At 61.4% G+C, this 13,105-nt stretch carries 11 protein-coding genes; 2 read left to right on the top strand and 9 right to left on the bottom strand.

What is annotated here, in order from left to right; translation table 11 throughout:
* Positions 1-106: 106 nt before the first annotated feature.
* The 3 genes from ABIC78_RS10500 to ABIC78_RS10490 all read right to left on the bottom strand — a co-directional run bounded on the left by ABIC78_RS10500 (position 107) and on the right by ABIC78_RS10490 (position 4,630).
* Positions 107-2,107 (bottom strand): ATP-dependent nuclease, encoded by a 2,001-nt coding sequence (locus ABIC78_RS10500; RefSeq protein ID WP_354489523.1) that lies wholly within the window; start codon positions 2,105-2,107, stop codon positions 107-109.
* A 79-nt stretch (positions 2,108-2,186) separates the two neighbouring features.
* Positions 2,187-3,035, bottom strand: a complete 849-nt coding sequence (locus ABIC78_RS10495; protein WP_354489522.1) for a transporter — start codon at positions 3,033-3,035, stop codon at positions 2,187-2,189.
* A gap of 50 nt (positions 3,036-3,085) precedes the next feature.
* Positions 3,086-4,630 carry an amidase gene (locus ABIC78_RS10490; protein WP_354489520.1) on the bottom strand — a complete coding sequence of 515 codons (1,545 nt, stop codon included), beginning with the start codon at positions 4,628-4,630 and terminating at the stop codon, positions 3,086-3,088.
* A 238-nt stretch (positions 4,631-4,868) separates the two neighbouring features.
* Here ABIC78_RS10490 and ABIC78_RS10485 point away from each other — a divergent pair, with 238 nt between their 5' ends.
* Positions 4,869-5,144 carry a UvrB/UvrC motif-containing protein gene (locus tag ABIC78_RS10485; protein ID WP_054131977.1) on the top strand — a complete coding sequence of 92 codons (276 nt, stop codon included), beginning with the start codon at positions 4,869-4,871 and terminating at the stop codon, positions 5,142-5,144.
* Here the strand turns inward: ABIC78_RS10485 and ABIC78_RS10480 are convergent.
* Positions 5,141-5,986 carry a beta-etherase gene (locus ABIC78_RS10480; protein ID WP_354489519.1) on the bottom strand — a complete coding sequence of 282 codons (846 nt, stop codon included), beginning with the start codon at positions 5,984-5,986 and terminating at the stop codon, positions 5,141-5,143. The two genes, ABIC78_RS10485 and ABIC78_RS10480, sit on opposite strands and share 4 nt — an antisense overlap.
* A 136-nt stretch (positions 5,987-6,122) precedes the next feature.
* The gene (gene desA, locus ABIC78_RS10475; RefSeq protein ID WP_179562820.1) at positions 6,123-7,511 is read right to left on the bottom strand and encodes a syringate O-demethylase; all 1,389 of its coding nucleotides are present in this window, start codon (positions 7,509-7,511) and stop codon (positions 6,123-6,125) included.
* A gap of 161 nt (positions 7,512-7,672) precedes the next feature.
* Here desA and ABIC78_RS10470 point away from each other — a divergent pair, with 161 nt between their 5' ends.
* Positions 7,673-8,683 (top strand): nucleoside hydrolase, encoded by a 1,011-nt coding sequence (locus ABIC78_RS10470; RefSeq protein ID WP_354489518.1) that lies wholly within the window; start codon positions 7,673-7,675, stop codon positions 8,681-8,683.
* Positions 8,684-8,746: 63 nt separating this feature from the next.
* On the opposite strand, the gene ABIC78_RS10465 is transcribed toward ABIC78_RS10470, so the two are convergent.
* The 4 genes from ABIC78_RS10465 to atpA all read right to left on the bottom strand — a co-directional run bounded on the left by ABIC78_RS10465 (position 8,747) and on the right by atpA (position 13,092).
* Positions 8,747-9,001: an ATP synthase F1 subunit epsilon gene (locus ABIC78_RS10465; RefSeq protein ID WP_022676815.1), complete on the bottom strand. Its 255-nt coding sequence runs from the start codon at positions 8,999-9,001 to the stop codon at positions 8,747-8,749.
* 132 nt (positions 9,002-9,133) lie between these two features.
* Positions 9,134-10,585, bottom strand: a complete 1,452-nt coding sequence (gene atpD, locus ABIC78_RS10460; RefSeq protein WP_354489517.1) for a F0F1 ATP synthase subunit beta — start codon at positions 10,583-10,585, stop codon at positions 9,134-9,136.
* A 30-nt stretch (positions 10,586-10,615) separates the two neighbouring features.
* The gene (locus ABIC78_RS10455; RefSeq protein ID WP_022676817.1) at positions 10,616-11,494 is read right to left on the bottom strand and encodes a F0F1 ATP synthase subunit gamma; all 879 of its coding nucleotides are present in this window, start codon (positions 11,492-11,494) and stop codon (positions 10,616-10,618) included.
* A gap of 68 nt (positions 11,495-11,562) precedes the next feature.
* Positions 11,563-13,092 carry a F0F1 ATP synthase subunit alpha gene (atpA, locus tag ABIC78_RS10450; protein ID WP_354489515.1) on the bottom strand — a complete coding sequence of 510 codons (1,530 nt, stop codon included), beginning with the start codon at positions 13,090-13,092 and terminating at the stop codon, positions 11,563-11,565.
* Positions 13,093-13,105: the final 13 nt, after the last annotated feature.

Below are 13,105 nucleotides of genomic sequence, written 5' to 3'. Positions count from 1 at the left end.
TCCGCTAATAATAAGTAGAGGTCGATATTCCCGAAAATAGCGCAGAATTTTCTTTAAATATCTGTAAAATACATTTGAGTAGAAAAAAGATTAACCTATTTTTGGTCTATAAAAATTCTTCATCAATCCATTTAGATATCGGCTCAAAGGCGATTAGCGTATCTTTAAGATCTATATCATTATTACTCACAATTAAATCTTGGAAAAAGAGAGAAAAATCTCTTTTTTTGGGAGCTTCAATTGAGAACATAGAAATAACAGCATTGATGGTATCATTCTTATAGACGGCCTCAAAGGTTTGACCGCTTAATGTTGGAGACAAATCTCCAATTGTGACTACCTCACTATCTCGTAAAAAATAGTCGTTAATGTATGCCTTTTTGCCCGCCTTTCCAGCCTTGTCATCGTCTAGTAGAATGCGGAAATCGATTCCCCAACCCCTAAACAGGCTTACAAGTGGTCCTGCGCTTCCAGCGCCGTTAGCCGGAAAAATCTGAGGGCAGGCTGACCCTGTTAATTTTTGTCTCAAAAAAACTATGGGGAAATAGTCATTCTTTCCTTCGACAATTAATGCCTTTGAAGCCCCAATTAAGGGGCTAAATGGTACTTCAAGAGCGTCTAACACTGGCTGAAAATAGGTCGTTTTCGTCGGATTTGATCCTACAAATGTTTTGTATTTTGTTGCTTTTATGTCTGTCTTTCGAATTGAAAAAGCGTCTACATCATCTTCATTGTCATAATCTGTGGCTTTATTTTCGACTATATAGGCCTTTTCCAGCCACAAGGGATTTACCATGTAATGAGAATGAGTAGAATATATAATATGCGTAGTACCCTTTGCGATTCGGGAAAAGCTTTCCAGAAGCTTTATTTGAGCTTTAGAATGTAGATTGGCAGCTGGTTCGTCAAATAAAAATAAAGTTGGAGTCGAGTTATTTCTATTTCTACGAAATTCTGTAAATAATAAAAAAGAAAAAAACCAACGAAATCCAAGAGATCTTTCGGACAGGCTGTATTTCGACTGTCCGTCAACTATGGAAATTTCGAGATAGGGCGCATTTGATTTATCGCCGTCTAGAAGCCAGTCGATCTGAACTCTCTTTCCGGTTATATTCCGACTAAGTATCTGATTCCACGACCCAAAAATAACGTTACTCATTTCATTTGAAGCTTTTTGTAGTACAGCGTCTATTTGCTTCTTCTCGTCCCTTTGAAAAAAATATGAAAAAAAGGTTGCTATATTTGGATGCTCGCTTTTTGCTTTGTCAATTCTGTCAATTATGTGTTTCTGGACGTCCAGACCATCACCTTGACTGTCCAAAACATCCTGAATTACCTGTTTGTAATAAGAATTTATTTCAGAATTTTCTCCTTTAAGGTATATCCTGTCTGGAAAATCAAAAAGAAAAGTAGGAAAATAAACAATTTTAGGAGTGCGATTTCTCAAGAAGTCGACAGCAGCCAACCAGATAGTACGATATTCTTTGGACTCACCAGCGTAACCACGGTACAAGTTGTATTTTTTTGCTCTTTTTGTTTTCAGGGAAAATGAAATAGTCCAATAGGTGTTTGTTTCCTCAAGCGTGGAATCTAAAAACTTATAGGATCTCTCGATTAAAATATTTCTTCTTAATTTTTGTGTATCCAGAACCAATTCATAATTGGACAAAAAGAAATTTTCCAAATTTGTTACATCAGATTCTTCCAGTATTACGCTACCTATAATGGAAGTAGATCCAGTAAACGCTGCCTTTCGATCCTTAGGTATAAGGTCTTGGAGGTCAGACTTTTTTGTTACTGTTCGAACAAGGCCTGCTGTGTCTTTATCTTCTGTTACAAAGTGAGAAATAGCTTCGAGAATTGTCGTCTTTCCGCTTTCGTTTAAGCCTATCAATGTAGACACGTTTCCCGGCGTATCATCGCAAACGTTGATAGTAGTGTTGGCAATGCCTTTGAAATTTTTGATGACGAATTTCGTTATCTTCATCCCTCGTCCCCCGTTGGCTAGGCGGAAGCTGACACATTCTCCCATTAAATGGAAGCTTGCTGCGAACAGGCTGCTTTGAGCACCGCGTTGCCCGTGGATGCCACACAACTGAGCATCCAAAGGCTCGATCGTTTCAGATCAGCGTTAACGGGATTAAATTTACCTCAGGTTATCGACCGTGGTGGCCCACGGCCCCCCTCTAAAACTTCCGCGTAACCCCAAACGCCAGCTCCACATCCGGCGTATCCCTGTTCAACCCCGCCACCGCCTGCACGTCCAGTTGCAGCATCTTCGCCGGCTGCACGTCGAACGATAGCGCCGCGCGGCTCATCGTCGCGTGGTGTTCCGGGTCCTGGTCGCGCAGGAATTGCAGTTCCGGAGTCAGGCGGACGGTCTTGGACAGGTGCACCTGCACGCCCATCGCCGTGCCATAGGCGAGGTGGTGGCCCTGGCCGCGTTCGTTCACCGCTGCGTCCACTTCGGGGGAGAGTTCCAGCGAGACCGTGTCGTTGATCTTGTAGCTGGTCGGCACGATCAGCCCGGCGCTCCAGTCGCCCGCGCCCACTTCGGCATGGCCGGTGGGGAGCGTGACGAACGGCAGCGCCGCGATGGCAAGGCCGGTCTTGCCTTCGGCGGGATGGCGCAGGTTCTGCTTCACGCCCAGCGTCACGTCGCCCACGCCCTGCGCGGTGTCGATGCTGCCGGTGGGGATATCGCGGGTGCGCACGTGGCCGAATGCCGTCCAGCCCAGCCGCAGTTCGGTGGTGGGGGTTACGCCATAGCGCAGCAGCACGTCGCCGCTGGTGATGGTGTCGGTGCGCTGGTCGGCCTGGCGGTCCAGCGTCCAGTCGCCCAGGCCCACTTCCACCTGCAGCCGGCCGGGATCGACCGTGCAGGCCGGGGTGTTAAGGCCCGGCCGATCGCTGCACAGGTCGCGCAGCGTGGGGTGGTGCGTGCTGTCCTGCGCCACTTCATCGGGCGTGCCGGTATCCTGTGCGGCGGCCGGCGTGGCGGCGAGCGCCACGGCGGCAATGATCCATGCTCTCATGCTGTGCCCCTGTTGTTACCGGGGCAACGTGCCTGCGTGCGCGCCGTTCCTCAGCGCGGCGGCAGCACCGGCGCCTGGCGGGCGTGGGCGGCCTGTTCAAAGGCATAGCCATAGGCGAGCAGCCGCGCATCGTCCCACGCCGTGCCCACGATCGACAGGCCCACGGGCAGCCCGGACACGGCGCCCATCGGCACGGTCAGGTGGGGATAGCCGGCCACCGCCGCCAGGCCGCCCGCGCCGCCGCCGACGAAATTGTCTTTCAGCACCGGGTCGATCAGCCAGGCCGGGCCGAGCGTGGGGGCGACCAGCGCGGTCACGTGGTTGTCGGCCAGCATGCGGTCGATCCCTTCGGGGCCGGCCTTGGCCTTCGCTTCGGCCGCCGCCTTGATATAGGCGGGATCGGCCAGGCCCTTGGTCTTGTCCGCCTCTTCGAAATAGTCCTGGCCGAACAGCGTCAGTGCCTGCGCCGCATGCGCGCGGTTGAACGCGATCAGGTCAGCCAGCGTGCGGCTGGGCACTTTGGCCGGATCGGTGGAGGCGAGGTAGGTGGCCATATCGGCCTTGAGTTCGGTGGAGAGCACCAGCTGTTCGCGCTCCCCCACGCCATCGGTGGCGGGCGGCGGCGCCTTGATCTCCACCAGCGTGGCGCCGGCGGCGCGCAGCGTGGCCAGCGCGCGCTCGAACAGGGCATCGGTTTCGGGATGGAACCCGGCGGCAAAGCGCATCACGCCGATGCGTGCGCCTTTCAGGGCATCGGGCGTGAGGCCACGGGTGAAATCGTGGCCCAGGCTGTCGGCCCGCGCCGTGGCGGGATCGGCCGGGTCGCTGCCGGCCATGCCGCCCAGCAGCAGCGCCGCATCGCGCACGCTGCGGGCCATCGGGCCGGGGGTATCCTGGCTGTGGCTGATCGGCACGACATGGGTGCGCGAGACCAGGCCCACCGTGGGCTTGAACCCGACCAGGCCATTGATGGCCGAAGGGCAGGTGATCGAGCCATCGGTTTCGGTGCCCACCGCCGCCGCTGCGAAACTGGCCGCTGCTGCCGCGCCAGAGCCGGCGCTCGATCCGCAGGTGCTGCGGCGCGGATCATAGGGATTGCGCGCCTGGCCGCCCGTGGCGCTCCAGCCGCTGATCGAATGGTTGGAGCGGATATTGGCCCATTCCGACAGGTTGGTCTTGCCCAGGATGATCGCGCCCGCCGCGCGCAGCCGCGCCACCAGCGGCGCATCGCGGCCGGTGACATTGCCGGCCAGCGCCAGGCTGCCCGCCGTGGTGGCCACGGGACCGGCGCTTTCGATATTGTCCTTGATCAGGATGGGAATGCCTTCGAGCGGCAGATGCGTGGCATGCCCCCGCCGCGCGGCATCGGCCTGGCGCGCCTGCTCCAGCGCCTGGGGATTGAGCGCGATCACCGCATGCAGCGTGGGATCGAACCGGGCAATGCGCGCCTCATAGGCAGTGACCAACTCGGCCGAGGTCACGCGCCCGGCATCGAGATCGGCCCGCAGCACGTCGATCGATTTTTCCGCCACGTCATAGGCATGGGCCGGGCTGGCGAAGAACATGGCAGTGGCGAGGAGCAATGGCAGGCGCATGGCGGGCGGTTTCCCTTGGGCGTTGTGCTTGGCCTCACACCACCCCCCGACCCCCTCCTCTGAAGAGGAGGGGGAGAAGCCCGTCAAAGCCCCCTCTTCTTCAGAGGAGGGGGGTGGGGGTGGTGCGAAACCTAACACAACCCACACTGGCACACCCGACCAACCCCGGCCAGTTGCCCTTTGGCCGGTGCGCGCGGCCGGGATGGCACTTTCCGCGCCGCTCGCGCATTGTCGCATCATGGCCGAAACGATTCAGACCCTCACCGCGCAGATGGAAGCCGCCGTGGCCGCGCTCGATTTCGAGGAAGCGCGGCGACTGCGCGATATCATCATTCTGATGCGGGGCGGTGCCAGTGCCGACGAAGCGGCCCGGTCTGACACCACCGGGATCAACCGCCAGGCGCCCGGCGCGATGGGGCTGGGCACCAGCCAGCAAGCCATGACCCCGCCGCCCGGATGGCGCCCGCCCCCCAAGCCAGACCTGATGACCCGGGGGACGAAGCGCAAGCGTTAGGCCGGCTGCTTCATGCCTTGCGTGATCTTCTGCGTTTCCGCCTGGGTGGAAGCTGGGCCAGTGTTGCGCTTGTAGATGCCGCCAAGCCCGCCCTGGCGGGTGAACGCCGGCACGTCGCCCTCGCGCTCCACCAGGCCGAACAGCGGGAACAGGCCGGGATGGCGGCCCAGGCCACCATAGAGATCGAGGCAGCGATCGAGCCAATCGCGCAGCGGATCATCGTTGGCCAGCACCGGGGTCTTGCATACCGAGGCGGTGAACAGGAAGCCGCCCAGGATGCGGTAATCGGCATAGTTGGGGCTGCTGCCGCCCAGCCAGGCGTGCTGCCCCAGGGCAGAGCGCAGCGGCTCCAGCGCGGCGGAAATGCCGGCCAGGCGGTCTTCGCGGCCGGCCTGGATTTCTTCCAGCTTGCGGCCCAGCATCTTTTCGCGCGAATGGGTGATGTATTCGTGATCCTGCGGCAGCGACAGGTCGCGGTAGTCGGCGCAGAAGCAGCGCATCCACGGGCCGACGGCAGCACCCCAGAACCAGTGGTCCAGCGCCTTGAGCGTGGCCGCCACGCTTTCATGCGGGATCAGCAGCGGCCGATCGGGATAAGTCGCATCGAGGTATTCGACGATGCCCCAGCTATCGAGCACCCAGGTGCCATCGTCGACGATCGCGGGCAGGCGCTCGGTCTTGCCGCCGGTGCGCTCGAGGATGCCAGTGAACCCGCCGGGCACGACATCAAGATCAAAGCCCTTGTGTTTCAGGGCATATTTGGTGGCCCAGACGAACGGACTGATCGTGGCGCCGGTGGATATGGCCAGGTCGTAGAACGTGATCTTGTTGTCTTGTGCCATGGCGGCATCCTCTCCTTGGTTGCTGCGATCATGCCATGAATTGTTAGCAAGGCAAACAAAATCTCCGCCCAAAAAGAAAGCGCCGGCCTCCGTCGGGTGGAGGCCGGCGCCCACGCCAGGGATCGCTCCCTCGCGCTTACTTCTGCGTGCGCCAGCCCTCGGCATAGGCGTCGCGCGCCACTTCGGAATAGGGCACGGGGCTGACCACGGCCTTGATTTCGGTCTGCACGTGCGGCTCTACGGTGGGCTTGGTGGTGCCGCCGTTGGGCTCGCCCCACAGCAGGCTGACTTCGCCGCCGATGGTTTCGTGGCCCTTGTCCATCATCGCCAGGGTCAGGAACTTGCCCTCGTTGGCCGAATAGCCGATCCAGGTCGACAGGCCGACCCGCTGCCCGTCCTTGAGCACCTGGTCGAACGGATGCATGGCATAGACCGCGCTGGGATATTCCATGAACTTGGCGCGATCGCCCTTGCTCAGCGCCGAAGACTGCACGCGCATCACGTCTTCGTTGTCGAGCGCCAGGGTCACCTTGGTGCGGTGGTTGCCGGCGGCGTGCATCTTTTCCAGCGCGGCGCGGCCGATGAAATCGTGGTCGAACTTGACGAACGGGCCATAGCCCAGGTCCCACGGCGTGGTGTAATAGCCTTCGACGGTTTCGGGCACATAGCTGCCGCCGACCGAGCACTTGGCTTCATAGGAATTGGCCGAGAGCCACTCGCGATAGGGCGCCAGCGCCTCGCCGGTGTAGATTGCCGGCAGGGGGGAGGGGATCCAGCCCGATTCCAGCGTGTTGGACGAATAGGCGCGGCCGCCGACCAGGGCCATGCCGAATTCCTTGCCGGCTTCGACCAGCGCCGCGTGCACCGCGCCATAGTCTTCCCACGGGCCGAACAGTTCAAATCCCGGCTGGCCGGCCATGCCATGGCGCAGCGCGCGCACGTCCTTGCCGCCGATGGTCATGCGCGTCATGTGGAAGAACTTGAGTTCGGGCGGGGTCTTGCCCGTGGCCTTTTCGATGATCTTCATCGCGTTGGGGCCCTGGATCTGGAAGCGATAGCTGTTGCGCTTGCCATCGTTGCGCATCGCCCAGCGCTCGTCGCGCTCTACTGTGACGTTCCAGTTGCCGGTGGCGGCATGGTATTCCACCCACTCGATCGTGGGGGCGCGGCCAACCAGGTTGAACTCGTTCTCGTCCAGGTAGAACAGGATCACGTCGCCGATGACATAGCCATCGGGGGTGACCGGCACGAACTGCTTGGCGCGATCGGGCTGGAAGTTCTTGAAAGTGTTGATGCCCAGGTATTCCAGCATCTTGAACGCGTCGGGCCCACGCACGGCCAGGTCCACCATGTGGTAAGACTGGTTATAGAGCACCGCGGTGTGGCCCCAGGCCCACTGCTCGGCCCGCCAGTTGGAATATTCCGCCGGCACGCCGGGATAGACATTGGGGCCGACCTGCTGGTTGCGCAGGAAATCGACCAGGTTGGCTTGCGCGCCAATCACGTTGGCCAGGTTCTGGGTCATGACAGGTATCTCTCCCTCGGGCTTTGTCGTCACATTCCATGCCCTAAATTCACTCTGTTGAAAAGTTCACAAACGTGAATTTGTAAAAAAGTTCGTGTGCCTATCGAACTTGGCGCGCGCCGCTTGGTTGACAACTTTGCCCTAAGTGCTGTGATTGCCCGATGATCCTATCGCGCCGCGCCGCCTTGTTGGGCCTCTCCGCCCTGCCGATGTTCCCGCTTGTGGCTCGTGCCGAGGAAATCTTGCCCGATTCGCCGCCGCGCATGCGGGTGATCGTGGACAATGACTTGGCGGGCGATCCCGACGGCCTGTTCGCGCTGGCCCATGCGCTGCGCAGCCCTTCGGCCGACGTGCGCCTCATCGTCGGGTCGCACCTGCATTCGCCCCAGGACGCCGAGCCCGACGATGGGCATCAGGCCGACAAGGCTGCGGCCAAGGCGCGTGAATTGCTCGACGTGATGGGCATCACCGGGCGCGTGCCCGTAGTGCGTGGTGCCGAAGGAGCTCTGGGACGGGCCGATCGGCGTGATTCGGCGCAGGCGGTTGCCGCCATCGTGGCGGAAGCAATGCGCAGCGATACCAAGACGCCGTTGTTCTACACGGCCGGCGCCGGGCTGACCGATCTGGCCGCCGCGTTGCGGGCCGAGCCGCGCATTGCCCAGCATATGACTCTGGTGTGGATCGGGGGGAGCGAGCACGCGGGCGTCGCGCCGCCGCCGGGCGGGGCACAACCGGAATACAACTTCACCATCGATCCGGCAGCGGCGCAGTACGTGTTTGGCGAAAGCGCCATTCCCATCTGGCAGGTGCCGCGCAATGCCTATCGCCAGATGCTGGTCAGTCTGGCCGAACTGCGCCTGCTGGGGCAAAGTGGCCCGGTCGGCGCGTGGCTGGTGGCACAACTGGCGCGGACGCGCCGGGCCGTCGTGCCAATGGGGCTCAATCTTGGCGAGACCTATGCCCTGGGCGATAGCCCGCTGGTGACGCTGACGGCACTACAGAGCGCGTTCGAGCCAGACACTGCATCGTGCCGCTATCACCTGGCGCCCACGCCGCGGCTGGATGGCCAGGGTGCCTACCTGCCCCGGCCGGATGGGCGGCCCATGCGCGTCTATGACTGGCTCGACACCCGGCTGACCTTTGCCGACATGTTTGCCAAGCTGCACGCCTGAAACGCAAAACGGGCCGGCGCCCCAAAGGCACCGGCCCGTTTGCACATCCATGGGATGCGTGTGTCAGCCTTCGACGTGCTCGGCCAGAACCGTGAGGCCCTTGGCGTTCACTTCGGCAAAGCCGCCTTGCACGCGGATTTCTTCCGGCTGGCCGCCCTGCGTGCGATAGACCTTGATCGTGCCGTCCTTGACCGTGGACATGAACGGCGCGTGGCCTTCGAGAACGCCGAATTCGCCTTCGGTGCCGGGAACGACAACCTGCCACACCGCTTCCGAGCGGACGAGGCGGGCCGGGGTGACGAGTTCAAAGTGGAGCATGGGCCGTCTCTACACGCCCCTACCGCGGGCGGGAGGGGCTGGGGGAGGGGCTGTTTGCCGGTTCCGAAGGAGGGCGCCCCTACAGGCCCTCCCCCGACCCCTCCCGCGTGCGGGAGGGGAGGATGGTCAAGATCAGGCTTCGGCAGCCAGCTTCTTGGCCTTTTCAACGGCTTCGTCGATGCCGCCGACCATGTAGAACGCGGCTTCGGGCAGGTGATCGTATTCGCCGTCAACCACCGCCTTGAACGAGCGGACGGTGTCTTCGAGCTGGACGAACTTGCCCGGGATGCCGGTGAACACTTCGGCCACGTGGAACGGCTGCGAAAGGAAGCGCTGGATCTTGCGGGCGCGGGCCACGGTCAGCTTATCTTCTTCCGACAGTTCGTCCATGCCCAGGATGGCGATGATGTCCTGCAGCGACTTGTACTTCTGCAGGGTTTCCTGGACGCGGCGCGCGGTTTCGTAGTGCTCGGCACCAACGATGCGCGGTTCGAGCACGCGGCTGGTCGAGTCGAGCGGGTCCACGGCCGGGTAGATGCCGAGTTCCGAGATCGCGCGGTTCAGCGTGGTGGTGGCGTCGAGGTGGGCGAACGAGGTGGCCGGAGCAGGGTCGGTCAAGTCGTCGGCCGGCACGTAGATCGCCTGGACCGAGGTGATCGAACCCTTGTTGGTCGAGGTGATGCGTTCCTGCAGCGCGCCCATGTCGGTCGACAGGGTGGGCTGGTAACCCACGGCCGAGGGAATGCGGCCTAGCAGTGCCGACACTTCCGAACCGGCCTGGGTGAAGCGGAAGATGTTGTCCACGAAGAACAGCACGTCCTGGCCTTCCTGGTCGCGGAAGTATTCGGCCATGGTCAGGCCCGACAGCGCGACGCGAGCGCGGGCGCCCGGCGGTTCGTTCATCTGGCCATAGACCAGCGCAACCTTGGAACCTTCCGAGGTGGCGTTGCCATCGGCGTCCTTGGCGATAACGCCAGCGTCGAGGAATTCGTGATAGAGGTCGTTGCCTTCGCGGGTGCGTTCACCCACGCCGGCAAAAACCGACACGCCGCCGTGGCCCTTGGCGATGTTGTTGATCAGTTCCTGGATCAGCACGGTCTTGCCAACGCCAGCGCCGCCGAACAGGCCGATCTTGCCGCCCTTGGCATAAGGCGCGAGCAGGTCGATCACCTTGATGCCGGTGACCAGGATCGCCGCTTCGGTCGACTGGTCGATGAATTCGGGAGCCTTGGCGTGGATGGGGGCGAACTGGGTTGCGCCCACCGGGCCGCGTTCGTCGATGGGATCACCCACCACGTTGAGAATGCGGCCAAGCGTCTTGGGACCGACCGGCACCGAGATCTGCGCGCCGGTGCTGGTCACGGCCTGGCCACGGGTGAGGCCTTCGGTCGAGTCCATGGCGATGGTGCGCACGGTGTTTTCACCCAGGTGCTGCGCCACTTCCAGCACCAGGCGGTTGCCGTTGTTGCTGGTTTCGAGAGCCGAGAGGATGGCCGGCAGTTCGCCGTCGAATTGAACGTCGACGACGGCGCCGATGACCTGGCTGATCTTGCCGGTCGATGTGATGACAGGTGCGGTTGCCATTCTAGTCTTTCCTTGCCTGCTGGGTCGTCGTCAAAGCGCTTCGGCGCCGGCGATGATTTCGATGAGTTCGGTGGTGATCGCGGCCTGGCGGCTGCGGTTGTATTGGATGGTCAGCTTCTTGATCAGCTCGCCGGCGTTGCGCGTGGCATTGTCCATCGCGGTCATCGAGGCGCCCTGTTCGCTGGCCATGTTCTCGATCAGCGCCCCGAACAGCTGGACGCGCAGGTAGCGCGGCAGCAGGTCAGCGAGGATCGCTTCCTCGTCGGGTTCGTAATCGACCACGGCGCCGCCATCGTTGGCAACGGCCACGGTCGGGGCCGGCACGGGGATGATCTGCTGGGTGGTGGGGATCTGCACCAGCGCGCTGCGGAACTTGGAATAGATCAGGTGCGCCACGTCGAACTGGCCGGCCTCGTACATGGCCAGCAGTTCGTTGGCGATCTTTTCCGCTTCGGCAAAGCCGGCCTCGCGCACCACGGTGGTGTCGAACCCACCGGCAATCGCGCTGGGATAATCGCGCCGGATCGGGGCGCGGCCCTTGCGGCCGACGAGGTAGAACTTCACCGTCTTGCCCTGGGCAAGCAGTTCCTGCGCCTTGGCCTTGGCGGCCTTGACGATGTTGGCGTTGAACGCGCCGCATAGGCCGCGATCGGAATTGGCGACGACCAGCAGGTGAACCTGGTCCTTGCCATTGCCGGCCAGCAGCTTGGGGCTGCCTTCACCAACCTGCACCTTGCTGGCGAGGCTGGCCATGACACCGGCGAGGCGGCCGGCATAGGGGCGCGCGGCCTCGGCAGCGGCCTGCGCCTTGCGCAGCTTGGCCGCGGCGACCATCTGCTTGGCCTTGGTGATCTTCTGGGTCGACTTGACCGAGTTGATCCGCAGCTTGAGTTCCTTGAGCGAGGCCACTCGTCTATCTCCACTTCATCTCCCCCGGCTGGCCGTGCTGGCCCACCGGGGGGATGAATCATGCGTTATCAGGCGAACTGCTTGGCGAAAGCGTCGAGCGCTTCCTTGAGCTTGGCCTTGGCGCCGTCGCCCAGATCCTTGGTGTCGCGGATTTCGGCGAGCAGGTCGGCCTTCTGCGTGCGCAGGAAGCTCAAGAGTTCGGCTTCGTATTCGGTGACCTGGTCGACCGGCACGGCGTCGAGGTAGCCCTGGGTACCGGCAAAGATCACGCAGGTCTGCTCTTCAAAGCCCTGCGGCGAGAACTGCGGCTGCTTGAGCAGCTCGGTCAGGCGCGCACCGCGGTTGAGCAGCTTCTGCGTCGAGGCATCGAGGTCAGACCCGAACTGGGCGAAAGCCGCCATTTCGCGATACTGCGCCAGTTCCAGCTTGATCGAGCCGGCCACCTTCTTCATCGCCTTGGTCTGGGCCGAGGAGCCCACGCGCGACACCGAGAGGCCGACGTTGATGGCCGGACGGATGCCCTGGTAGAACAACCCGGTTTCCAGGAAGATCTGGCCGTCGGTGATCGAGATCACGTTGGTCGGGATGTAGGCCGACACGTCACCAGCCTGGGTTTCGATGATCGGCAGGGCGGTCAGCGAACCGGCGCCGTTGTCGTCGTTCATCTTGGCGGCGCGTTCGAGCAGGCGGCTGTGCAGGTAGAACACGTCACCCGGATAGGCTTCGCGGCCCGGCGGGCGACGCAGCAGCAGCGACATCTGACGATAGGCGACGGCCTGCTTGGAAAGGTCATCGTACACGATCACGGCATGCATGCCGTTGTCGCGGAAGAATTCACCCATGGTGCAGCCGGTGTAGGGCGCCAGGTACTGCAGCGGGGCCGGTTCCGAAGCGGTGGCGGCCACGACGATGGTGTATTCCATCGCGCCGTTTTCTTCGAGCTGGCGCACGATCTGGGCCACGGTCGAGCGCTTCTGACCGATCGCGACATAGATGCAGTAGAGCTTCTTGCCTTCGTCCGAACCGGCGTTGACGGCCTTCTGGTTGATGAAGGTGTCGATCGCGACAGCGGTCTTGCCGGTCTGGCGGTCACCGATGATCAGCTCGCGCTGGCCACGGCCCACGGGCACCAGGGCGTCGATCGCCTTGAGGCCGGTCTGCACGGGTTCGTGCACCGACTTGCGCGGGATGATGCCGGGAGCCTTGACTTCGACGCGGCGGCGCTCGGTGTATTCGATCGGGCCCTTGCCATCGATCGGGTTGCCCAGCGCGTCGACCACGCGGCCCAGCAGACCCTTGCCGATCGGAACGTCCACGATCGTGCCGGTGCGCTTGACGGTGTCGCCTTCCTTGATCTCGGCGTCAGAGCCGAAGATCACGACGCCGACGTAGTCGGCTTCGAGGTTGAGGGCCATGCCCTTGATGCCGTTGGCGAATTCGACCATTTCGCCGGCCTGGACCTGATCCAGCCCGTGGATGCGGGCGATGCCGTCGCCGACCGACAGCACGGAGCCGACTTCCGAGACCTGGGCCTCGGTGCCGAAGCTGGCGATCTGGTCCTTGATGACCTTAGAGATTTCAGCGGCGCGGATTTCCATCGTTCAGCCTTTC

Source organism: Novosphingobium sp. 1529 (assembly GCF_040544855.1).
GTDB lineage: Bacteria > Pseudomonadota > Alphaproteobacteria > Sphingomonadales > Sphingomonadaceae > Novosphingobium > Novosphingobium capsulatum.
The sequence above is the reverse complement of the archived record's forward strand: the minus strand, read 5'-3'. Positions and strand labels throughout refer to the sequence as shown.